Origin of the sequence: Nonomuraea sp. NPDC003709 (genome assembly GCF_040610775.1) — a bacterium.
In the GTDB taxonomy this organism is placed as follows: Bacteria; Actinomycetota; Actinomycetes; order Streptosporangiales; family Streptosporangiaceae; genus Nonomuraea; species Nonomuraea angiospora_A.
The window spans coordinates 137,470-160,100 of record NZ_JBEXMW010000021.1 but is presented as its reverse complement, the minus strand read 5'-3'; the positions used below and the strand labels follow the sequence as shown (position 1 = coordinate 160,100).

The window sequence follows — 22,631 nt, the reverse complement described above, 5'->3', positions numbered from 1 at the left end:
TGCGCCTCCGTACTCCGGCCGGGGTCCCTTGGGATGGAGGGAGCGGCGAAAGCGCCTCCGTACTCCGGCTGGGGTCCTGGGCACTTCCACCAGCCGGGGTGCGGGGGCGCGGCCGTCCTTCTGGACGCCTCCGGGCCCTGGACCGGGGCGCAAGGGAGGCGTAGTGACGAGGCAAGGCGGCGGTTTTCCTGCCATATGAGGAGAGACATGGTCACACCCGCGCCGGTCCTGACGATGAGCGGGATCGGCAAGCAGTTCCCTGGCGTGAAGGCCCTGGACGGCGTCGACCTGCGGCTGCTACCGGGCGAGGTGCACGCGCTCATGGGAGAGAACGGCGCGGGCAAGTCCACCCTGATCAAGGTGCTCACGGGCGTCCACCCCGCCGACGCGGGCACCATCGAGCTGGGCGGGGCGCCCGTCGCGTTCGGCAGCCCCCTGGAGGCGCAGCAGGCCGGCATCAGCACGGTCTACCAGGAGGTCAACCTCTGCACGAACCTCTCGGTGGCCGAGAACATCTTCATCGGCCGCGAGCCCCGGAAAAGGGGCCGCATCGACTGGAAACGGATGCGCACCAGGGCCGCCGAGCTGCTGTCCCGGCTGGAGCTGAGCGTGGACGTGTCGGCGCCGCTGTCGACGTACTCGCTGGCCGTCCAGCAGATGGTGGCCATCGCGCGGGCGATCGACATCGAGGCGAGGGTGCTCATCCTGGACGAGCCCACCTCCAGCCTGGACGCCGACGAGGTCGAGCAGCTCTTCCGGGTGATGAGGCGGCTGAAGGAGGAGGGCATCGCCATCCTCTTCGTCTCCCACTTCCTCGACCAGATCTACGAGATCTCGGACCGCATGACGATCCTGCGCAACGGCAGGCTCGTCGGCGAGTACCTCACCGATCGGCTCCCGCAGGTCGAGCTGGTCGCCAAGATGATCGGCCAGGAGCTGGCCGCGCTGGAACGGCTGCACGGTGAGGCCAAGGTCTTCGACCGGCCGCTGGTCGAGGCGCGCGAGCTGGGCCGGCCGGGAGCCATCGAGCCGTTCACGCTCACGATCCACGAGGGCGAGGTGGTGGGCCTGGCCGGGCTGCTCGGCTCCGGCCGTACGGAGATCGCGCGGCTGCTGTTCGGCGCCGACCACGCGGGCACGGGCGAGCTCGCGGTCAGCGGGACCCCGGCGTCGTTGCGCACGCCCCGCGCGGCCATGAACCACAAGATCGCGTTCTGCTCCGAGAACCGCAAGGCCGACGGCCTCATCCCCGACCTGACCGTGCGCGAGAACATCATCCTCGCCCTCCAGGCGACCAGGGGCTGGACCAGGCCGGTGCCGCGCGAGCAGCAGGACGAGCTGGTCGGCAGGTACGTCAAGGCCCTGAAGATCAGCCCGCCCAACCCCGAGCACCTCGTACGCAACCTCAGCGGCGGCAACCAGCAGAAGGTCGTGCTGGCCAGATGGCTCATCCTCGAGCCGCGCCTGCTCATCCTGGACGAGCCCACCCGGGGCATCGACGTCGGGGCGAAGACCGAGATCCAGCGCCTGGTGGCCGAACTGTCCGACGGCGGCATGGCGGTGCTGTTCATCTCGGCCGAGCTGGAGGAGGTGCTGCGGCTCAGCCACAAGGTCGAGGTGCTGCGCGACCGGCGGCTGGTGGCCGAGCTGCCCAACGACGACGAGCTCACGACGGACGTGCTCATGGAAACGATCGCGAGCGGAGGCCGGACCTCATGAGGCGGCTGCTCTGGCCGGTGGTGGTCCTCGTACTGCTGCTGGCGCTGAACGTGTTCTTCACGCCCAGCTTCTTCTCGATCCAGGTCAGGGAAGGCCACCTGTACGGGAGCCTGATCGACATCCTGCGCTTCGGCGCCCCGCTGATCCTGGTCTCGCTCGGGATGACGCTGGTCATCGCCACCGGCGGCATCGACCTGTCGGTTGGCTCGGTGGTGGCGATCTCGGGCGCGCTGGCCTGCCTGCAGATCAGCGAGGACGCGAGCGTGTTCACCGCCGTGGCGGCCGCGCTCGGGCTCTGCCTGGTGCTGGGCGCCTGGAACGGGTTCCTGGTCGCGACCGTCGGCATCCAGCCGATCATCGCCACGCTCATCCTCATGGTGGCCGGGCGCGGCCTGGCCCAGCTCATCACCGACGGGCAGATCATCACCGTCAACAGCCCGGCGTACAAGGTGATCGGCGGCGGCTACTGGCTGACCGTGCCGTTCGGCATCATCATCGTGCTCGGCGTGCTGGCGATCACCGCGTTCCTCACCCGGCGGCTGGCGCTGGGCATGCTGATCGAGTCGGTCGGCGGCAACGCCGAGGCCAGCCGGCTGGCGGGCATCAGGGCACGCGGGATCATCATCATGGTGTACGCGTTCGCCGCCCTGTGCGCGGGCGTGGCCGGGCTGATGATCAGCTCGAACGTCTCCAGCGCCGACGGCAACAACGCCGGCCTGTGGATCGAGCTGGACGCCATCCTGGCCGTCGTGATCGGCGGCACGTCGCTGTCCGGCGGCCGGTTCTCGCTCGGCGGCACCGTGCTGGGCGCGCTGATCATCCAGACCCTGACCACGACGATCTACTCGATCGGCGTGCCACCGGAGACCACGCTGCTGTTCAAGGCGCTGGTCGTGACGGCGGTCTGCCTCATCCAGTCCCCGTCCTTCCGTGAGAAGGCGTTCCGCAGACGCGGCCGCGCCGCGCCCGCCGGTCCGGTGGCCGAGGAGAAGGTGCGAGTGACCACATGAGCACGCTGACGATCGGGCGGGCGAGCGTGCCCGCCAAGTATTTGCCGGTCCTCGTGACCGGGTGCCTGTTCCTGGCCATGTTCGTGGTCGGCGGGATCCGCTACGAGGGGTTCGCCAGCGGGCAGGTGGTGCTCAACGTCTTCATCGACAACGCCTTCCTGCTGGTGGTGGCCGTCGGGATGACGTTCGTGATCCTGACCGGGGGCATCGACCTGTCGGTGGGGTCGGTGGTGGCGCTGTCCACGATGATCTCGGCCAGCCTCATGGCGGGGCCGGGGTGGCCGCCGTACCTGGTGATCCCGCTGGTGCTGGTCATCGGGTCGGGGCTGGGGCTGGTGATGGGGTACATCGTGCACGCCTTCGACATCCAGCCGTTCATCGTGACGCTGGCGGGCATGTTCCTGGCGCGGGGGCTGTGTTACACGATCGGCACGGACTCGATCCCGATCAACGATCCCACCTTCACGGCGTTCGCGCAGGCGAGGATCGACCTGTTCGCCGACATGTGGATATCACCCAGTGTGATCGTCGCCGTGGTGGTCGTGCTGGTGGCGGCGTACGTGCTGCACTACACCCGGCTCGGCCGCGCGGTGTACGCGACCGGCGGCAGCGAGCAGTCCGCGCTGCTGATGGGGCTGCCCGTGGGCCGGACGAAGATCGCGGTCTACACGATCAGCGGGTTCTGCTCGGCGCTGGGCGGCGTGCTGCTGTCGTTCTACATGCTCTCCGGCTACGGGCTGCACGCCGTGGGCATGGAGCTGGACGCGATCGCGGCGGTCGTCATCGGCGGCACCCTGCTGACCGGCGGCAGCGGCTTCCTGCTGGGCACCGTCCTCGGGGTGCTCGTGCTGGGCCTGATCCAGACGATCATCAGTTTCGAGGGGACACTGTCCTCATGGTGGACCAAGATCTTCATCGGAATGTTGCTCTTCGTCTTCATCTTGCTGCAGCGCCTGTTTTCGGCCCGTGCGAGGCGCTGACCTGCGGTGAAAGTTACCTGAAAGTTTCCGGTAGGTTATGCGCGCCCGTTGACATGAGCGTTGTTAGCGATAACAATCGGCGGAAGCGAACGAGAATTATGTTCTGATTCGTTACTTTCTGTAATCGAATTCCTCGCTCTACCGGCAGTTGCCGCGTCCAGCGCTGCCGGACCCCCATCGCAAGGAGATGACATGAGATTGGGACGAATCGGGGGCGTGGTATCCGTCATCGCGCTCGCCGCGACGATGACGGCCTGCGGGTCGAGCACGAAGACCGTCGACGCCCAGGCTTCCGCCTCGGCCTCCGCCGGAAGCGGGGGCGCCCTGATCGGCGTCACCATGCCCACGAAGTCGTCGGAGCGCTGGATCCACGACGGCGACAACGTCAAGCAGCAGCTGGAGAAGCTGGGCTACAAGGTCGACCTCCAGTACGCGGAGAACGACATCCCGACGCAGGCCAACCAGATCGAGAACCAGATCACCAAGGGCGCCAAGCTCCTGATCATCGCCTCGATCGACGGCACCGCCATCACCTCCCAGCTCCAGCAGGCCGCCGACAACAAGATCCCGGTCATCGCCTATGACCGCCTGATCCGCAACAGCCCGAACGTCGACTATTACGCCACGTTCGACAACTTCAAGGTCGGCGTGCAGCAGGCGACCTCGCTGCTCAAGGGCCTCGGCGTCGAGGACGGCAAGAAGGGCCCGTTCAACGTCGAGCTGTTCGGCGGCTCGCCCGACGACAACAACGCCACGTTCTTCTGGAACGGCGCCATGTCGGTGCTCAAGCCCAAGATCGACGACGGCACCCTGAAGGTCGCGAGCGGTCAGACCGACTTCAAGCAGGCCGCCATCCTGCGGTGGGACCCCGCCACGGCGCAGAAGCGCATGGAGGACATCCTCACCAAGACCTACGGCGGCAAGAAGGTGGACGGCGTGCTGTCGCCGTACGACGGTCTGTCGATCGGCATCCTGTCGGCGCTCAAGAGCTCCGGCTACGGCACCAGCGGCCAGCCGTACCCGATCGTGACCGGCCAGGACGCCGAGCTCGCGTCGGTGAAGTCGATCATCGCCGGTGAGCAGTACTCCACCATCTTCAAGGACACCCGCAAGCTCGCCGAGCAGACGGTGAAGATGGCCGACTCCGTGCTCAAGGGCCAGAAGCCCGAGGTCAACAACGAGAAGGACTACGACAACGGCAACAAGGTCGTCCCGTCGTACCTGCTCGACCCGGTGATCGTGGACAAGAGCAACTACAAGGAAGTCATCATCGGCGGCAACTACTACACCGAGGACCAGCTCAAGTAAGGGCCAGAGCCCCGGGGACCCCAGGGGTCCCCGGGGCTTCCTCTCTGAGCGAGGGAAATATGACCGAGCACATCTTGCGGATGAGCGGGATCACCAAGACGTTCCCCGGCGTCAAGGCGCTGCAGAACGTCAACCTGTCTGTCCGGCGGGGCGAGATCCACGCGATCTGCGGCGAGAACGGCGCCGGCAAGTCGACGCTGATGAAGGTGCTTTCCGGGGTCTACCCGCATGGCGAGTACGAGGGCGAGATCACCTTCGAGGGCAGGACGGTCGAGTTCGGCGGCATCCGCGACAGCGAGCACGCCGGCATCGTCATCATCCACCAGGAGCTGGCGCTCAGCCCGCAGCTGTCGATCGCCGAGAACATCTTCCTCGGCAACGAGCGCGCCAAGCGCGGCTTCATCGACTGGAACCGCACCAACTACGAGGCCGGCGAGCTGATGAAGCGGGTCGGCCTGCGTGAGAACCCGACGACGCCGATCGCCGACATCGGCGTGGGCAAGCAGCAGCTCGTCGAGATCGCCAAGGCGCTCTCGAAGGAGGTGAAGCTGCTCATCCTCGACGAGCCGACCGCCGCCCTCAACGACGACGACTCGGCCCACCTGCTCGACCTGCTGCGCGGCCTGCGGGACGAGGGCATCACCTGCGTGATCATCTCTCACAAGCTGAACGAGGTCACCGCCATCGCCGACTCCGTCACGATCATCCGCGACGGGCAGACGATCGAGACCCTCGACATGGCCACCGACGACGTCACCGAGGACCGCATCATCGCCGGCATGGTCGGCCGGGCGCTCGACAACCGCTTCCCGCCGCACGAGCCGACCATCGGCGACGAGGTGCTGCGCATCGAGGACTGGACGGTCTACAGCCCCAGCCAGCCGGGCCGGAAGGTGGTCGACGGCGCCGCCCTCACGCTGCGCCGGGGCGAGATCGTCGGCCTCGCGGGGCTGATGGGCGCCGGGCGCACCGAGCTGGCGATGAGCGTGTTCGGGCGCGCGTACGGGGTGCACATCTCCGGCAAGATCTTCAAGGACGGCAAGCCGATCGAGATCCGCAACGTGCAGGACGCGATCAAGCACGGCATCGCCTACGCCACCGAGGACCGCAAGCGGTACGGCCTCAACCTCATCGAGGACATCAAGCGCAACATCTCGGCGGCCGGGCTCCCCGGGCTGTCCAAGCGCGGCTGGGTCAACGAGAACGAGGAGTACAAGGTCGCCGAGCAGTTCCACAAGAGCATGAACATCAAGGCGCCCACGGTCAACAGCATCGTGGGCAAGCTGAGCGGCGGCAACCAGCAGAAGGTCGTGCTCTCCAAGTGGATCCTGACCGAGCCGGACGTGCTCATCCTCGACGAGCCCACCAGGGGCATCGACGTCGGTGCCAAGTACGAGATCTACACGATCATCAACCGGCTGGCCGACCAGGGCAAGGCCGTGCTCGTGATCTCCTCTGAGCTGCCCGAGCTGCTCGGTCTGTGCGACCGCGTCTACACCCTCTCCGAGGGCCGGATCACCGGCGAGGTGCCGCGCCAGGAGGCCACCCAGGAACACCTCATGTACCTGATGACCAAGGGACAGGAAAAATGAGTAGCATCACGCCCACCGACGTGGAGGTCGGCGCCAAGGGCGACGGAGGAGCTCCACGGCAGCCGGGCAGGGTGTCGCTCGGCGGAGTGTCGCTCAACCTGCGATCCAGCGGCATCTACATCGCCTTCGCGCTGATCGTCGTGCTGTTCTCGGTGCTGACCGACGGCGCGATGCTCACGCCGCAGAACATCTCCAACATCATCGTCCAGAACTCCTACGTCCTGATCCTCGCGATCGGCATGATCCTGATCATCATCGCCGGGCACATCGACCTGTCGGTCGGCTCGGTGGTGGCGGTCACGGGAGCTCTGGCGGCCGTGCTCATGGTGAACATGGGCTGGCCCTGGCCGCTGGCCCTGCTCGTCACGCTGGTGGCCGGGGCGCTGATCGGGGCCTGGCAGGGCTACTGGATCGCGTACTTCGGCATCCCGGCGTTCATCGTGACGCTGGCCGGCATGCTGCTGTTCAGGGCGCTGACCCTGACCGTGCTGGGCAACCAGGGCATCGGCCCGTTCCCCGACCAGGTCCGCACGCTGGCCAACGGCTTCACCAACGGCTACCTCAGGAACATCGGCCTCGGCCCGCTCGGCGGCGCCGACCTGTTCAGCCTGCTGATCGGCGTCGTGGCCATCGCCGGCATGGCGGTCTCCCAGTGGCGCACCCGCAACGCGCGCCAGGGCTACGGGCAGGCCGTGGAGCCGATGGCGCTGTTCGTGCTGAAGCTAGCGGCCGGGGCCGCGCTGATCCTCTTCCTGGTCGTGCAGCTCGCCCGCTTCAAGAACCTCCCGTGGGTGCTGGTGCTGCTGGCGGTGCTCGTGCTCGGCTACTCGCTGATGGCCAACCGCACGGTCTTCGGCCGGCAGATCTACGCCATCGGCGGCAACCTCCAGGCGGCCGTCATGTCCGGCGTGAAGGTCAAGTCGGTGGTCTTCTGGATCTTCGTCAACATGGGCGTGCTGTCGGCCATCGCCGGCATCATCTTCGCCGGCCGGCTCAACCAGGCGGGTCCCACCGCCGGTAACAGCTTCGAGCTGGACGCCATCGCCGCGGCCTTCATCGGCGGCGCGGCCGTCCAGGGCGGTGTCGGCAAGGTGGTCGGCGCCATCACCGGCGGTCTGATCATGGCGGTCATCAACAACGGCATGTCCCTGATCGGCTCGCCCAGCGAGCGGGTCATGCTCGTCAAGGGAGCGGTCCTCCTGGCGGCCGTCGCGTTCGACGTGTGGACCAAGCGCAGGGCAGGTGCCGCGCGTTAGCTAAGATCCCCTGAGCCCAGCGAAAGGAGAGACCGTGACGACCCCCAAGCGCCGCCTGCCGGTCATGGCCGATGTGGCCAAGGAGGCGGGCGTGTCGCACCAGACGGTCTCCCGGGTGCTCAACGACCACCCGAACGTCCGGGCGGACACCCGCGCCCGGGTGGAGGAGGCGATCACCCGGCTGGGCTACCGACGTAACCTGGTCGCCCGCGCCCTGGTCACCAAGCGGTCGAGGACGCTCGGCGTGGTGAGCTTCGACACCACGCTGTACGGCCCGGCCAGCACGATCTACGGCATCGAGCAGGCGGCCAGGACCGCGGGCTACTTCGTGAGCATCGTCAGCCTGAAGTCCATCGACGCGACCAGCGTGCGCGACGCCATCGACTACCTCGCCGAGCAGGGCGTGGACGGGGTCGTGGTGGTCGCGCCGCAGCGCTCGGCCGGGCGCGCACTGGAGAACCTGCCGAGCGGCATGCCGGCGGTCGCGGTCGAGGGCACTCACGCCGCCGACGTGTCGGTGGTCTGCATCGACCAGGTGCAAGGCGCCAGGCTCGCCACCCGCCACCTTCTGGAGCTGGGTCACGAGACCGTCTGGCACGTCAGCGGCGCCCCCGACTGGCTGGAGACCGAGGGCCGGATCGAGGGCTGGCGCGCGGCCCTGGAGGAGGCGGGCCGGCCGGTGCCCGAGCCGCTGGCCGGCGACTGGAGCCCGCGCGCGGGTTACGAGGCCGGCAAGAGCCTGGCGGCGATGGAGGGCGTCACGGCCGTGTTCGCCGGCAACGACCAGATGGCGCTCGGCGTGCTGCGCGCGCTCAGCGAGGCGGGCGTGCGGGTGCCCGACCAGATCAGCGTGGTGGGCTTCGACGACATCCCCGAGTCGGAGTTCTTCTCGCCGCCGCTCACCACGGTCAGGCAGGACTTCGACGTGGTGGGCAGGCACTGCATCGAGGTGCTGCTGCGCCAGATCGACGCCGGGCCCACCGCGTACGAGCGCCTGGTCGTCCCTCCCAGCTTCGTCGTGAGGTCGAGTACCTCGGCTCGGCGGTAGATGATGTGCAGGCCACAGAAAAAATCCCCTGGAGTGGAATGTGAACGCTAACAGTTACGTGGTCGGAGTCGACTTCGGCACGCTCTCGGGGCGTGCCGTCGTCGTCCGCGTGAGTGACGGCGCGGAGCTGGGCAGTGCCGTCCACGAGTACGCCCACCGCGTCATCGAGCACAGCCTGCCGGGATCCGACGAGAGGCTGGGCCCGGACTGGGCGCTGCAGTCGCCGCAGGACTGGATCGACGTGCTGAAGATCGCCGTACCCCAGGCGGTCGCCGCCTCGGGCGTCGCGCCCGAGCAGATCATCGGCATCGGCACCGACTTCACCGCCTGCACCGTGCTGCCCACGACGGCGGACGGCACGCCGCTGTGCGTCGAGACCCCGTCCGAGCCGCACGCGTGGCCGAAGCTGTGGAAGCACCACGCCGCGCAGTCGCACGCCGACCGGATCAACGAGCTGGCCGCGCGCCGGGGGGAGAGCTGGCTGCCGCGCTACGGGGGCAAGATCTCCTCGGAGTGGGAGTTCGCCAAGGGCCTGCAGGTCCTGGAGGAGGCCCCCGAGGTGTACGCCAGGGCCGAGCGCTGGATCGAGGCCGCCGACTGGATCATCTGGCAGCTCACCGGCGTCGAGAGCCGCAACATCTGCACTGTGGGATACAAGGGGATCTTCCAGGACGGCTCCTACCCGTCCGAGGAGTTCCTCGCCGAGCTCAACCCCGGATTCGCCGGGTTCGCGAGCAAGCTCGCCACCGGTCAGGTCGGCGACCAGGTCAACGGCACCACGCTGGCCCCCCTCGGCGGCCTCGCCGGGCGCCTGACCGCGCAGGCCGCGCAGTGGACCGGCCTGTCCGAGGGCGCGGCCGTGGCCGTCGGCAACGTGGACGCGCACGTCACCTCGGCCGCCGCCGACGCCGTCAGGCCCGGCCAGATGGTGGCCATCATGGGCACCTCCACCTGCCACATCATGCCCAGCGACCAGCTCGCCGAGGTGCCCGGCATGTGCGGCGTCGTGCGCGACGGCATCGTGCCCGGCCTCTGGGGCTACGAGGCCGGCCAGTCCGCGGTCGGCGACATCTTCGCCTGGTTCGTGGACAACTTCGGGGGCGACCTCGACCACGAGAGCCTCACCGCGCTGGCCGAGAAGCAGGCGGTCGGCGAGCATGGCCTGGTCGCGCTCGACTGGTTCGGCGGCAACCGCTCGGTGCTCGTGGACCACAACCTCTCCGGTGTGATCATCGGCCAGACGCTGGCCACCAAGCCCGAGGACGTCTACCGGGCGCTCATCGAGTCCACCGCGTTCGGCGCCCGGATGATCGTGGAGACGTTCGAGAAGTCGGGCGTGCCGGTCGAGGAGTTCGTGGTCGCCGGCGGCCTGCTGAAGAACCGCTTCCTCATGCAGGTCTACGCCGACGTGCTGCGCCGCCCGCTGTCGGTCATCGGCTCCGACCAGGGCCCCGCGCTCGGCTCGGCCATCCACGCGGCCGTCGCCGCCGGCGCCTACCCGGGCATCCAGGAGGCCGCCGCGGCCATGGGCAAGCGCACCGAGGCCGCGTACGTGCCCGACGAGGCCAGCGCCGACGCCTACGACCGGCTCTACGCCGAGTACCACAGGCTCCACGACTTCTTCGGGGACGGGAAGATGCTGCACACCCTCCGCGCGATCAGGAACGAGGCCCAGGCATGAGGAAGATCGTCGCAGACCTGCACGCGGAGCTGGTCCGCTACAACCTGGTCGTCTGGACCGCGGGCAACGTCTCGGGCCGGGTCCCGGGCGAGGACCTGTTCGTCATCAAGCCGTCCGGGGTCTCGTACGACGAGCTGACCCCGGAGAACATGGTCGTGTGCGACCTCGACGGCAACCTCGTGGAGGGTGAGCACTCGCCGTCCAGCGACACCGCCGCGCACGCGTACGTCTACCGCAACATGCCCGACGTCGGCGGCGTCGTGCACACCCACTCCACCTACGCCTCCGCCTGGGCGGCGCGCGGCGAGGCCATCCCCTGCGTGCTGACCGCGATGGCCGACGAGTTCGGCGGCGAGATCCCCCTCGGCCCGTTCGCGCTGATCGGCGACGACTCGATCGGCCAGGGCATCGTCGAGACGCTCAAGGGCCACCGCTCCAAGGCCGTCCTCATGCAGAACCACGGCGTGTTCAGCATCGGCAAGGACCCGAAGGCGGCCGTGAAGGCCGCCGTCATGTGCGAGGACGTGGCCCGCACCGTCCACGTGGCCAGGCAGCTCGGCGAGCCGCTGCCGATCCCGCAGGACGACATCGACCGCCTGTACGACCGCTATCAGAACGTCTACGGACAGAGGAGCCCGCGTTGAAGATCTGGTTTCTGACCGGCAGCCAGGGGCTGTACGGCGAGGACACGCTGCGCCAGGTGGCCGAGCAGTCTCAGCGGATCGCCGAGCAGCTGCCCATGCCCGTCGAGTGGAAGCCCGTGCTCACCGACGCGGCGGCGATCAGGCGCGTGATGCTGGAGGCCAACGCCGACGACTCGTGCGCCGGCGTGATCGCGTGGATGCACACCTTCTCCCCGGCCAAGATGTGGATCGCGGGGCTCGACGCGCTGCGCAAGCCGCTGCTGCACCTGCACACGCAGGCCAACGTGGAGCTCCCGTGGAGCACCATCGACATGGACTTCATGAACCTCAACCAGGCCGCGCACGGCGACCGCGAGTTCGGGTTCGTGCAGACGCGGCTGGGCGTGCCGCGCAAGACCGTGGCCGGGCACGTCAGCGACCCGTCCGTGGGCGAGCGCATCCTGACCTGGGTGCGGGCCGCCAAGGGCCTGGCCGAGGTGCGCACGCTGAAGCTGGCCCGCTTCGGCGACAACATGCGCGACGTGGCGGTCACCGAGGGCGACAAGGTGGAGGCGCAGCTCCGCTTCGGCGTCTCGGTCAACACGTACGGCGTGAACGACCTGGTGGAGGCCGTGGACGCGGCCTCGGACGCGGACGTGACGGCGCTGGTCAAGGAGTACGCCGAGCAGTACACCGTCGCTCCCGAGCTGCTCGGCGAGCGCAACGAGTCGCTGCGTTACGCGGCCAGGATCGAGCTGGGCCTGCGCGGCTTCCTGGAGGCGGGCGGCTTCAAGGCGTTCACCACGAACTTCGAGGACCTCGGCGGCCTGCGCCAGCTCCCGGGCCTGGCCGTGCAGCGGCTCATGGCCGACGGGTACGGCTTCGGCGGCGAGGGCGACTGGAAGACCTCGGTCCTCCTGCGCACCCTGAAGTCCATGGCGCCCGGCGGCACGTCGTTCATGGAGGACTACACCTACGACCTGTCGCCCGGCCAGGAGCTCATCCTGGGCGCGCACATGCTGGAGGTCTGCCCCTCGATCGCCTCCGGCACGCCGTCGTGCGAGATCCACCCGCTGGGCATCGGCAACCGGGAGGACCCGGTCCGGCTCGTGTTCGACGCCGAGCCCGGCCCCGGCATCGTGGTGGGCCTGGCCGACATGGGTGACCGGTTCCGGCTGGTGGCCAACGAGATCGACCTCGTGGCCCCGCCCCAGCCGCTGCCCAAGCTGCCGGTCGCCCGCGCGGTCTGGAACCCCCGCCCCAACCTGCGTACGTCCACGGAGTCGTGGCTCACGGCGGGCGCGCCGCACCACACGGTGCTCTCCACGGTGATCGGCCGCGCGGAGCTGACCGACCTGGCCGACATGCTCGGTGTGGAGCTGCTGATCATCGACGCCGACACGACGACCGAGCGGTTCACCAAGGAGATCCGCTGGAACCAGGCGTACTACCGCCTGGCCCAGGGCTTCTAGTCCTCGGGCGGTTTCTTGGGGGCGTTCCTGCGCTGCTCCTCGGCGCGTTCGCGGCAGCGGCGCAGGAACTCCTCGTCGTCGTCCGGGTTGCCGGCGGCGAAGCGGCCCGGGCGGTCGTACTCGGGGAACGCGCTCGGCCGCGTGGCCGACTGCGACCGGTCCGGCCGGCCCGCCACCAGCCAGGCGATGGAGCCGATCAGCGGGAACAGCAGCACGACGACCACCCAGACGATCTTCGGCAGGTTCCTGCAGAGCACGTCGGGCGTGGTGATCGCGTCGAAGAGGCAGTAGAGCCAGAGCACGAGCGTGACAAGGCCGACAGCCTCGGACAGGTAGAGCACGGCACACCTCCGTCAGCGGCTCCCGAAGCTAGCGGCACCCGGGCGGGGCTGACAAGGTGGTTTGTGGGAAGGTAATGCCGTGACGCTGACCAATTGGGCGGGAAACACCGCATTTCGGGCGCAAGATGTCCATCACCCGACCTCGCTCGACGAGCTCCAGCGGCTCGTCTCGGCCGGCTCCCGCGTGCGGGCGCTGGGGAGCGGCCACTCGTTCAACGACGTCGCGGACACCGACGGCGACCTCGTCGTGCTCGACCGGATGCCGGACGCGGTGGAGATCGACAGCGCGGCGGCCACGGTGCGGGTGCCCGCGCGCATGACGTACGCGCGGCTCGCGCCGCAGGTGCACCGGGCCGGGTTCGCGCTGGCGAACATGGCCTCGCTGCCGCACATCTCCGTGGCCGGCTCGGTCGCGACCGGCACGCACGGCTCCGGCGACGCCATCCCCGGCCTGGCCTCGGCCGTGTCCTCGCTCGACCTCGTCACCGCCGACGGCTCCGTGCTCACCCTCTCCCGCGGCGACGCCGACTTCCCCGGCGCGGTGGTGGCCCTCGGCGCGCTCGGCGTCGTCACCTCGCTGACCCTCGACCTGGTGCCGTCCTTCGAGCTGCGCCAGTACGTGCGCGAGGGCCTGACCGCGGCCGCGCTCGCCGACTTCGACCAGATCATGTCCGCCGCCTACAGCGTCAGCCTCTTCACCGACTGGCGCGACACCCGCGTCTGGCTGAAGAGCACCGAGGAGCTGACCGACGCCGACTGGCACGGCACCACCCCGGCCGACGGCCCCCGCCACCCCCTGCCCGCGATGTCGGCGGAGAACTGCACGGTCCAGCTCGGCGTGCCCGGGCCGTGGCACGAGCGGCTGCCGCACTTCCGTCCGGACGCCGAGCCGAGCGGCGCGGGCAACGAGCTGCAGTCGGAGCTCATCCTGCCCCGGGAGCACGCGGTCAAGGCGCTGCGCGAGCTGTACGCGATCGGCGACCGGATCCGGCCCGTCCTGCAGATCTCCGAGGTGCGCTCGATCGCGCCCGACGACCTGTGGCTGAGCCCCTTCCGCGGTCGCGACAGCGTCGGCATCCACTTCACCTGGATCAGGGACGTGGCCGCGGTGCTGCCGGTGCTGGAGCTGGTGGAGGAGACGCTGGCGCCGTTCGCGCCCAGGCCGCACTGGGGCAAGCTGTTCACCCGCCGGCCCGAGTGCCCCGGCGACTTCCGCTCGCTGGCACGGCGGCTCGACCCCGAGGGCAAGTTCGCCAACGACTTCACGCGGATACTGCTGCAGGAGTAGCACTCTCGCGCGGGTATGCGCCCCCGGATGTAGGAGACCACCGGTCCGGGGGACGATGTCGCCGGAGCGCGGATCCGCGATCGTTGGTGGCATGACCGATCACCCGTTCAGGTTCGGCGCGGTCGCCGGACATGCCACCGACGCCGGCGCGTGGACCGGCCTGGCCCGCAGGGCGGAGAGCCTCGGCTACTCGACGCTGCTGGTCCCCGACACGCTCGGCACGCTGTCGCCCTTCGTCGCCGCCGCCGTGGCCGCGACGGCCACGACGACCCTGCGCGTCGGCACGTTCGTGCTGAGCGCCGCCAACCGGACTCCCGAGGCCGTTGCGTGGGAGACCGCCACCCTGCACGCGCTCACCGACGGGCGCTTCGAGCTCGGTCTGGGCGCCGGACGCCCGGACGCGGAGCGGGACGCCGCGGCGCTCGGCGTCGGGTACGGCACGCCCGGCCAGCGCATCGAGCGCGTCGCCCGGACGATCGAGGCGGTCAAGGACGTACGCGTCCTGGTCGCCGCGTCCGGGACCAGGCTCCTCAAGCTCGCCGCCCGGCAGGCCGACACCGTGGCGCTCGGCCTGCCGCCGCACTACACGGAGGATCAGGTGGCGGCGAAGCTGGACGAGCTGTACGAGCTGGCCGGCGACCGCTTCCACGACCTGGAGCTCAGCATGAACCTCGCGGCCGCCGGGGCCGAGCCGCCCTCCTGGCTGAACGTCCCGGCCGGCGGCACCGGCGTCCTGCTGGGCACCGCGGACGAGATGGCGGACACGCTGCGCAGGCGCCGCGACCGGCTCGGCGTCTCGTACGTGTCGGTGAACGCCCAGTACCTGGACGAGTTCGCGCCCGTGGTGGAACGCCTCACCGGTACCTGACGGGACCTGACAGGTATGACCGGCACGATAGAGCCATGACCGCCAAGGGAACCTTCGACACCGCAGACTGGGACGCCGAAGCACCGTTCGTGGAGCGTGACGGCGTCTCGATCGGGCTCGTGACCATGTCCAAGACCTTCCACGGGGACCTGACGGCCACCAGCGTCGTCCACCTGCTGACGGCCTCGACACAGGTCGAGGACTCGAGGTCGTACGTGGCGCTGGAGCGCATCGAGGGCACCCTCGACGGCCTCGCGGGGGCCTTCGTCGTGCAGCACAACGCGGTCAGCGACCGTGGCGAGCGGTCGCTGAGAATCTCGGTCGTCCCCGACTCGGCGACGGGGGAGTTGCGGGGGCTCAGGGGCGAGATGGACATCATCATCGCCCCTGACGGCTCGCACTCCTACACATTCGACTTCACCCTCTGAAGCGCCACGACCAGCAGCGCCACCGCTCCCAGCCCGAACACCAGGTGGCTGGCGAGGTCGAGCCCGAGGGACGACGGCACCAGCGGGTGGGAGAAGAACGCGTGCCAGGCGTAGGTCAGCAGCGCCCCGCCGGCCAGCGCCATCCGGTGCCTGCCGTCCCACCCCTCGCGCGCCGACCAGGTGAGCGCCGCCCAAGCGATGCCCGCCTCGGCCGCGACGAGCCCGGCGATGGTCAGCCAGACGGGCAGCCCCTGGATCACCGTCTGCAGCTCGAACACCAGCCCGGCGACCAGCGCCGCCCCGAGCACCAGCCACGGTGACGGCGCCCGCCCTGTGGCCCACTCTGGGGCCCGGCCCGGGCGCGGCAGCCGGAAGGCCGCCACCACCAGCAGGACCACGATCACCACGATGGCCACGAGCTGCGGCACGGACGCGAGGAAGTGCCCGTTCTGATAGGAGAACAGCGTGGTCGACGCGGCTCCCAGCACGGCCAGCGCCGCCGCCACGCTGAGACCGGTCCTGCCCAGCCACGGGGTGGTCCGCCGCTCGCCGGCCAGCTCCTCCATGACCGCGATGGGCACGCTCACGCTCCACACCGTGTGCAGGGCCAGCACGAACAGCGTCCACGGCACCCCGATCCCGAGCGCGGAGACGTAGCCGGGGTCGAGCAGCCGCTGCCCGGCGTAGTCGGGGTTGAAGAGCGACATCGTCATGATGCCCTCCTCGAACACGCCGTAGGCGAGGGCCATGAGCACGATGCTCGGCCACCCGAGCCCCTTCCTCCTGGCCACCTCCCGGATGATCACCGTGGCGCCGCCGTAGGTGGGGGCGAGCAGGAGCAGGAAGTACAGGTACGTCAGGGGGAAGTCGCCGAGCAGGAACTCCGCGACGAGCGGGGAGAGCAGGGCCAGCCCCAGGGCCAGGAGGATTCTTCTCATGCCTCGATGGTCCGGCGATTTCGCGGCGTTGACCGGTGCCATCGATCCTGACCTCGGCATGACAATCGTCCTATGCCTGGTGCTCCTCATCCGTGAGCTGCCCCAGCACGGTCTCGGCGATGGCGCCCAGCGCCTCCAGCTGGGCCGGGGTCAGCACGTCGACGACGTAGCGCCGGACGGCCCTCTCGTGGTGGAGCCTGGCCTCGGCGGCGAGCCGGCGGCCCTCCTCGGTGACCCGGATGACCGACCCCCGGTTGTCCTCCTCGCACTCGGCGCGCGTGACCAGCCCGCGCTGCTCCATGCGCCGCAACTGGTGGGACAGACGGCTCTTCTCCCATGCCAGCCCGCACCGCAGCGCCAGCGCCCGCATCGACTCGTCGGGCGACTCGGTGAGGTGGGCGAGGATCTCGTAGTCGGCCTCCGACAGGCCGGTGGCCCCGGCGAGCTCCCGGTTGATCCGCCCGGTGAGCTGCACGCGCATGCGCTGATAGCTGGCCCACTGGGCCGCCTGACGGGTGGAGAGCGTGGACATGACGACAGTCTAGTATGGTTGATGCATCAACCTAATTGTGTGAGAGGGCTCGGATGAACTACGGCCATCCACTGACGTTCGGCACGTTCATCACCCCCGGAGCCGACGCCGGAGCCGATGCGGTGTCGCTGGCGGTCCGGAGTGAGGAACTGGGGTACGACCTGGTCACCTTTCCGGATCATCCGGACACCTTCGACACGTGGACGCTTCTGTCATGGGTGGCCGGACGGACCTCGCGGGTGGGCCTGTCGGCCAACGTCCTGAACCTCGCGCTGCGCCCGCCCGCCGTGCTCGCCCGCGCGGCGGTCAGCCTCGACCTGCTGTCCGGCGGCCGGTTGTCGCTCGCGCTGGGCGCCGCTGAGGGGGCCGGCGAGGCGATCGACGTGATCCGCGGCATGTGGGACGAGGACGGCGGGCCGCTGCGGTTCGACGGCGAGCACTACCGGCTCGGGGGCGCGCAGCCGGGGCCGCCGGCCGCGCACGACGTGCCGATCTGGCTGGGCGCGGACGACGCGGGATCGCTGCGGCTGGTGGGGGAGCGGGCGGACGGCTGGCTGGTGTCCCTCGACGAGTGCGGGCCGGACCGGATCAGGGCCGGGAACAAGCTCATCGACGAGGCCGCGGTGGCGGCCGGGCGCGATCCCCGGGAGATCCGCCGGCTGGTCAACGTCCCGGCGCGGTCCGGCGTGGAAGACCTGCTCCCGCTGGCCGTCGAGGACGGGATCGGGACGTTCATCCTCATGTCGGACGACCCGGAGGCCGTCGAACGGTTCGCTCTGGAGGTGGCGCCCGCGCTGCGCGAGACCGTGGGACCGACCGGCCGTCAGCTGCGCCGCGCCTCCGTGCGCGCCGTGCGGCGAGCCGGGATCGACTACGACCTGGTGCCCGCGTCCCTCCCGGTGATCGAGCCGGGCGACCCGGGGTACTCGCGGGTCAGGTCGACGTACCTGCGGGGCGGGGCGCCGGGGCTGGTCATCCGGCCGGGCGACGCCGGCCAGGTGGCCGAGGCGCTGGCGTTCGCGCGGGCCCACCCGCACCTGCCGTTGGGGGTGCGCAGCGGCGGCCACGGGATCAGCGGCCGCTCCACCAACGACGGCGGCATCGTCGTCGACGTGTCCGGGCTGAACTCCATCGAGGTGCTCGACCGGGCGAACCGCCTGGTCAGGATCGGGCCCGGCGCGCGCTGGACGGACGTCGCCGCGGCCCTGGAGCCGTACGGGTGGGCGCTCAGCTCCGGCGACTACGGCGGGGTCGGCGTCGGCGGCCTGGCCACCGCCGGCGGCCTCGGGTTCCTGGCCCGCGACCACGGCCTGACCATCGACCACCTGCGCGCCGTCGAGATGGTGCTCGCCGACGGCTCGGTGGTGCGGGCGAGCGAGACGGAGAACGCGGACCTGTTCTGGGCGGTACGCGGCGCGGGCGCGAACTTCGGCGTCGTCACGGCGTTCGAGTTCGAGGTGGACGAGGTCGGCGACGTCGGGTGGGCGCAGCTCGTCATGGACGCCAGGGACACGGCCACGTTCCTCGAAAGGTGGGGCGCGGTCCAGGAGTCGGCCCCGCGCGACCTCACGAGCTTCCTCATCGTGAGCCCGCCGCGCGCCGGACGTCCGGCGACCGGGCACGTGATGGCCATGGTCAACGCGGGCGTTCCGGAGACCGTCATCGATCGGCTCCAGCCGATGGCGGACATCGCCCCGCTGCTCGACCAGCAGGTCGTGATCACCTCGTACGCCGCCGTCATGGCCAACGCGGCCGGCGACGGCCACAACGGCCAGGGGGAGCCGGTCACCCGCTCCGGGCTGGTCGAGCACATCACCCCGGAGTTCGCCGCCGCCGCGGCGCGGCTGATCCACAGCGGCGCGGTCTACTTCTTCCAGATCCGCTCGGTCGGCGGCGCGGTGGCCGACGTCCCTGCCGACGCCACCGCCTACGCCCACCGCTCCGCCAACTTCTCGGTCATCGCGTTCGGGGCGAACCGGCAGCGGGTGGACAAGGAGTGGGCCCGGCTGGAGCCGTACGTCAACGGCCTCTACCTCAGCTTCGAGACCGACGCGCGGCCCAAGCGGCTGGGCGACGCGTTCCCGCCGGGCACCCTGCGGCGGTTGCGCGAGCTCAAGGCACGGTACGACCCGGACAACGTCTTCCGCGACAACTTCAACATCCGACCTGAGGAGTCATAGATGACCGACTACGGGCACGACCTGCTGTTCGGCGCGTTCGTCACCCCCACGGCGCAGCCCGCCACCCACGCGGTGGAGGTGGCCGTGGCGGCCGACCGCGCCGGCCTGGACCTGGTGACGTTCCAGGATCATCCGTACCAGCCGAAGTTCCTCGACACCTGGACCCTGCTGTCCTACGTCGCCGCCCGCACCGAGCGCGTCCGGCTCAGCGGCAACGTGCTCAACCTGCCGCTGCGGCACCCGGCCGTGCTGGCCCGCAGCGCGGCCAGCCTGGACCTGCTCAGCGGCGGCCGCTTCGAGCTGGGCATCGGCGCGGGCGGGTTCTGGGACGCCATCGAGGCCATGGGCGGCCGGCGGCTGTCCCCCGGCCAGGCCGTGGACGCGCTGGAGGAGGCGATCCGGATCTTCCGCGAGATCTGGGCGGCCGACGGGCCGGGCGGCGTCCGGGTGGACGGGGAGTACTACCAGGTCAAAGGCGCCAAACGCGGCCCCGCCCCGGCCCATGACATCGGGATCTGGCTCGGCGCCTACAAACCGAAGATGCTCAAGCTGACCGGCCGCGCCGCCGACGGCTGGCTGCCGTCGCTGTCCTACCTGCAGGGCGGCCCCGGGGACCTCACGGAGGGAAACAAGCACATCGACGAGGCCGCGCTGTCCGCCGGCCGCTCGCCCGCCGACGTACGCCGGCTGCTGAACCTCTCGGGCCGCTTCGCGAGTTCCAGCCGCGGGCTGCTCGACGGGCCACCGGACCAGTGGGCGGAAGAGCTCGCCGGCCTCGCTCTGGACCACGGCGTCAGCACGTTCATCCTGATGGCGGACGACCCCTCGGTGGTGGAGCTGTTCGCGGCCGAGGTCGCTCCGGCCACCCGCGAGCTCGTCACGGCCGAACGCGAAAAATGACCGTCAGAGCGTGCTGATCGCCGTCTTGACGGTGGCCAGGTCGCCGAGGACGATTTCGTGGAGGTCACGGGCCGCGTGGAGGCGCCAGTGGGTCTCGGCCACCGCTTCGGGGGAGGCGGGGGAGCCCGGGGCGACGGCGGCGGAGATCGGCACGTGGCCCACGTGGACGCCCCGGGCGGCCAGCGCCTCGGCCAGGCGGTGGCGCCGCCACTTCACGCTGAGCCTCGACGCCCTGCGCGCCAGATAGTCCGGGTCAGACCTCGTCCGGGAGGGTCTCCATCGTGTTCAGGATGGGCACCAGCTGCTCCTCCTCGTAGTCCAGGTGCGCCTCCAGCTCGCGGGCCAGGCGGTCGAGCTCGGCCGCCACGCCGTCGCCGTCCTCGTCCAGCAGGACGCGGATGCGCTCCATGAGCCGCGCCACCACCACGTGCTCCGCCCGTAGCCGCTCCAGCGCCTGTGCCAGCTCGGGGTGCTCGCCTGCGAGGTGGGGGAAGAGCGCGCCGTCCTCTCCCTCGTGGTGGGCGTGGAGGGCGTCGCAGAACGCCAGGCAGTGCGTACGCAGGTCCGTCCCGCGCGACGAGCGCAGGTTGGCCAGGTCGCGCCGGAAACCGTCGTGCAGCTTGATCAGCTCGTCACCCCAGGCGACGAGCCGCGCCGAATTTTCGTACATGTATAGAAAGTAGCATGGCAGGATGCCCGCACGTACAGGAAGGCCGCCCAGGATCTCCCGGGCGGAGATCGTGGCTGCCGCTCACCGCGTCATCGAGGAGGACGGGGTCGGCGGCCTCACCATGCGCAGGCTCGCCAAGGAGGTCGGCAGCACGGCGATGGCGCTGTACCACCACGTACGCGACAAGGAGGAGCTGCTCCTGCTCCTCCTCGACGACTACGCCGCCGGCATGCCCAGGCCCGAGCTGCCGGACGAGCCGCGCGAGTGCGTGGTGGCCGTGGCCACTGCCATGCGCGACGGGCTGTCCGGCTGTCCGTGGATCGTGGACGTGCTCAGGGCCGACGACCTGCTCTCGGTCGGCGCGCTCTGGTATCCGGAGAAGATCATCGACGCCGCCGTACGCGCCGGGCTGTCGGTCGAGCGGGCCGTGGACGCGTACCGGATCATCTGGCACTACACGGCGGGGGAGCTCGGCTCCCGGGCGGCGGCCGGGAAGCGGCGGGCGGAAGGGGGGCCGACGTATCGGGAGCGGGTGTTCGCCGAGCTGGATCCCGGAGAGTTCCCGCTGATCGGCGCGGTGGGCGTACGGTGGGAGGAGTTGACCGCGCAGGACACCTACGCCCGGGGGCTGCGCGCCCTGGTGGACGGCCTGTTGCCGTAAATGGGTGGCCGCGCGGGCACGGCATGTGAAACGGTCGGGTTCTGATGATCCACTGGACCGAGGCAGGGCAGGAACGTTCGGCGATCTGGCGTTCCGCGCTGGGCGCGCCGCCACCCAGGCGGGTGGTCACCGCCGACGACCGGATGACGGCCGACACCGCTTACCGGCTGGCCTGCGAGGGCACCGCGCTGCTCTGGCAGGGCGACTTCCAGAACGCCCGCCAGCTGCTGTCGGCCATGGGGCGCCGGTGCAAGCCCGCCGCCCCCGGCGCCGGGTTCCACCGCTACCGCCAGGCCCGCTCCCAGCGCGCCCGCACGCTGGGCATGCTGCTCGTCCCGTTCGCGGAAGACCACGTGGTGCCGCTGCGCAGGGCGCCGGACGTGCGCGAGGCGTGCGCCGAGGTGTACGGCGCCGAGGCCCCGCCGGCGGTCGGCCAGCTGCGCGAGCTGCTCGGCCTGATCGGGGCCCACGAATGGCGGCACAAGGGCGTCTACGTCCCCGCGCTCGAGGCCCGCATTTACCCGCACCACGGCGTGTTCTCGCCGATCAGGGGCGAGTACGTCGATCTGGTCGCGCGGGCGCCGCTGCCGGAGGACCACCGGCTGGCCTTCGACATCGGCACCGGCACCGGCGTGCTGGCCGCCGTGCTGGCCAGGCGGGGCGTGCACCGGGTCGTGGCCACCGACCTCGACCAGAGCTCCGTCGAGTGCGCCGAGGACAACCTCGCCCGCCTCGGGCTGGACGACCGGGTGGAGGTCGTGCGCGCCGACCTCTTCCCGCCCGGCCGGGCGTCGCTGGTCGTGTGCAACCCGCCGTGGTTGCCCGCCAAGCCGGTCTCGCCCCTCGACCAGGCCGTCTACGATCCCGGCGGGCGGATGCTGAACGGGTTCCTCGACGGTCTCGCCGGGCATCTGGAGCCGGGCGGCGAAGGCTGGCTCATCCTCTCCGACCTGGCCGAGCACCTCGGCCTGCGCACCAGGGCCGACCTGTCGGCCGCGTTCGAGCGGGCGGGGCTGCGCGTGGCCGGGCGCCTGGACGTTCCGCCCCGGCACCACCGGCCGAAGGACGAGCAGGACCCGCTGCACGAGGCCCGCGCCGCCGAGATCACCTCCCTGTGGAGGCTCACGACCTGAGGG

21 protein-coding genes and 1 pseudogene are annotated in these 22,631 nt (G+C 70.3%); 17 read left to right on the top strand and 5 right to left on the bottom strand.

Annotated features, from left to right (window positions below):
- Positions 1-207 precede the first annotated feature (207 nt).
- From ABZX61_RS47105 to araA, 10 genes are all read left to right on the top strand, one after another.
- Positions 208-1,719 carry a sugar ABC transporter ATP-binding protein gene (locus ABZX61_RS47105; protein WP_355204850.1) on the top strand — a complete coding sequence of 504 codons (1,512 nt, stop codon included), beginning with the start codon at positions 208-210 and terminating at the stop codon, positions 1,717-1,719.
- Positions 1,716-2,729, top strand: a complete 1,014-nt coding sequence (locus ABZX61_RS47100; protein WP_355204847.1) for an ABC transporter permease — start codon at positions 1,716-1,718, stop codon at positions 2,727-2,729. The genes ABZX61_RS47105 and ABZX61_RS47100 overlap by 4 nt, the downstream gene beginning before the upstream one ends.
- Positions 2,726-3,709 carry a galactofuranose ABC transporter, permease protein YjfF gene (yjfF, locus tag ABZX61_RS47095; protein ID WP_350741728.1) on the top strand — a complete coding sequence of 328 codons (984 nt, stop codon included), beginning with the start codon at positions 2,726-2,728 and terminating at the stop codon, positions 3,707-3,709. Before ABZX61_RS47100 ends, yjfF begins: the two co-directional genes overlap by 4 nt.
- Positions 3,710-3,901: 192 nt before the next feature.
- A complete protein-coding gene (chvE, locus tag ABZX61_RS47090; protein WP_350741730.1) occupies positions 3,902-5,017 on the top strand; it encodes a multiple monosaccharide ABC transporter substrate-binding protein in 1,116 nt (371 codons plus the stop codon).
- A gap of 59 nt (positions 5,018-5,076) precedes the next feature.
- Positions 5,077-6,609: a multiple monosaccharide ABC transporter ATP-binding protein gene (gene mmsA / locus ABZX61_RS47085; RefSeq protein WP_355204843.1), complete on the top strand. Its 1,533-nt coding sequence runs from the start codon at positions 5,077-5,079 to the stop codon at positions 6,607-6,609.
- On the top strand, positions 6,606-7,865 hold the full coding sequence (mmsB, locus tag ABZX61_RS47080; RefSeq protein WP_355204840.1) for a multiple monosaccharide ABC transporter permease: 1,260 nt from the start codon (positions 6,606-6,608) through the stop codon (positions 7,863-7,865). Before mmsA ends, mmsB begins: the two co-directional genes overlap by 4 nt.
- A 64-nt stretch (positions 7,866-7,929) precedes the next feature.
- A complete protein-coding gene (locus ABZX61_RS47075) occupies positions 7,930-8,913 on the top strand; it encodes a LacI family DNA-binding transcriptional regulator (protein WP_355205051.1) in 984 nt (327 codons plus the stop codon).
- Positions 8,914-8,971: 58 nt separating this feature from the next.
- Complete coding sequence (araB, locus tag ABZX61_RS47070) at positions 8,972-10,594, top strand: ribulokinase (RefSeq protein WP_350741825.1); 1,623 nt, start codon at positions 8,972-8,974, stop codon at positions 10,592-10,594.
- A complete protein-coding gene (locus tag ABZX61_RS47065; RefSeq protein ID WP_350741736.1) occupies positions 10,591-11,238 on the top strand; it encodes an L-ribulose-5-phosphate 4-epimerase in 648 nt (215 codons plus the stop codon). The genes araB and ABZX61_RS47065 overlap by 4 nt, the downstream gene beginning before the upstream one ends.
- On the top strand, positions 11,235-12,689 hold the full coding sequence (gene araA, locus ABZX61_RS47060; RefSeq protein ID WP_355204837.1) for an L-arabinose isomerase: 1,455 nt from the start codon (positions 11,235-11,237) through the stop codon (positions 12,687-12,689). The genes ABZX61_RS47065 and araA overlap by 4 nt, the downstream gene beginning before the upstream one ends.
- Here the strand turns inward: araA and ABZX61_RS47055 are convergent.
- Positions 12,686-13,030, bottom strand: coding sequence for a PLD nuclease N-terminal domain-containing protein (locus ABZX61_RS47055; protein WP_355204834.1), 345 nt, complete (start codon positions 13,028-13,030; stop codon positions 12,686-12,688). The genes araA and ABZX61_RS47055 overlap by 4 nt on opposite strands.
- A 79-nt stretch (positions 13,031-13,109) precedes the next feature.
- Here ABZX61_RS47055 and ABZX61_RS47050 point away from each other — a divergent pair, with 79 nt between their 5' ends.
- From ABZX61_RS47050 to ABZX61_RS47040, 3 genes are all read left to right on the top strand, one after another.
- Complete coding sequence (locus ABZX61_RS47050) at positions 13,110-14,318, top strand: FAD-binding protein (RefSeq protein ID WP_355204831.1); 1,209 nt, start codon at positions 13,110-13,112, stop codon at positions 14,316-14,318.
- A gap of 91 nt (positions 14,319-14,409) precedes the next feature.
- Positions 14,410-15,186: an LLM class flavin-dependent oxidoreductase gene (locus tag ABZX61_RS47045; RefSeq protein WP_355204828.1), complete on the top strand. Its 777-nt coding sequence runs from the start codon at positions 14,410-14,412 to the stop codon at positions 15,184-15,186.
- 35 nt (positions 15,187-15,221) lie between these two features.
- A complete protein-coding gene (locus tag ABZX61_RS47040; RefSeq protein WP_355204826.1) occupies positions 15,222-15,614 on the top strand; it encodes a DUF3224 domain-containing protein in 393 nt (130 codons plus the stop codon).
- On the opposite strand, the gene ABZX61_RS47035 is transcribed toward ABZX61_RS47040, so the two are convergent.
- Together ABZX61_RS47035 and ABZX61_RS47030 are read right to left on the bottom strand one after the other, a co-directional pair.
- Positions 15,590-16,552, bottom strand: a complete 963-nt coding sequence (locus ABZX61_RS47035; protein ID WP_355204823.1) for a hypothetical protein — start codon at positions 16,550-16,552, stop codon at positions 15,590-15,592. The two genes, ABZX61_RS47040 and ABZX61_RS47035, sit on opposite strands and share 25 nt — an antisense overlap.
- Before the next feature lie 70 nt (positions 16,553-16,622).
- Positions 16,623-17,084: a MarR family transcriptional regulator gene (locus ABZX61_RS47030; RefSeq protein WP_350741750.1), complete on the bottom strand. Its 462-nt coding sequence runs from the start codon at positions 17,082-17,084 to the stop codon at positions 16,623-16,625.
- Between the two features lie 53 nt (positions 17,085-17,137).
- On the opposite strand from ABZX61_RS47030, the gene ABZX61_RS47025 reads away from it, so the two are divergent.
- Together ABZX61_RS47025 and ABZX61_RS47020 are read left to right on the top strand one after the other, a co-directional pair.
- On the top strand, positions 17,138-19,264 hold the full coding sequence (locus tag ABZX61_RS47025; RefSeq protein WP_355204820.1) for an LLM class flavin-dependent oxidoreductase: 2,127 nt from the start codon (positions 17,138-17,140) through the stop codon (positions 19,262-19,264).
- Positions 19,265-20,155: pseudogene (locus ABZX61_RS47020) on the top strand (LLM class flavin-dependent oxidoreductase); the annotation flags it as partial. It abuts the gene before it with no gap.
- Between the two features lie 12 nt (positions 20,156-20,167).
- Here the strand turns inward: ABZX61_RS47020 and ABZX61_RS47015 are convergent.
- Positions 20,168-20,380, bottom strand: coding sequence for a hypothetical protein (locus ABZX61_RS47015; RefSeq protein ID WP_355204817.1), 213 nt, complete (start codon positions 20,378-20,380; stop codon positions 20,168-20,170).
- Between the two features lie 37 nt (positions 20,381-20,417).
- Positions 20,418-20,834: a hemerythrin domain-containing protein gene (locus ABZX61_RS47010; protein ID WP_355204815.1), complete on the bottom strand. Its 417-nt coding sequence runs from the start codon at positions 20,832-20,834 to the stop codon at positions 20,418-20,420.
- A 22-nt stretch (positions 20,835-20,856) separates the two neighbouring features.
- Between ABZX61_RS47010 and ABZX61_RS47005 the strand changes: the two genes are divergently transcribed.
- The gene (locus tag ABZX61_RS47005) at positions 20,857-21,495 is read left to right on the top strand and encodes a TetR/AcrR family transcriptional regulator (protein ID WP_355204812.1); all 639 of its coding nucleotides are present in this window, start codon (positions 20,857-20,859) and stop codon (positions 21,493-21,495) included.
- A 44-nt stretch (positions 21,496-21,539) separates the two neighbouring features.
- On the top strand, positions 21,540-22,628 hold the full coding sequence (locus ABZX61_RS47000; protein WP_355204809.1) for a class I SAM-dependent methyltransferase: 1,089 nt from the start codon (positions 21,540-21,542) through the stop codon (positions 22,626-22,628).
- Positions 22,629-22,631 lie beyond the last annotated feature (3 nt).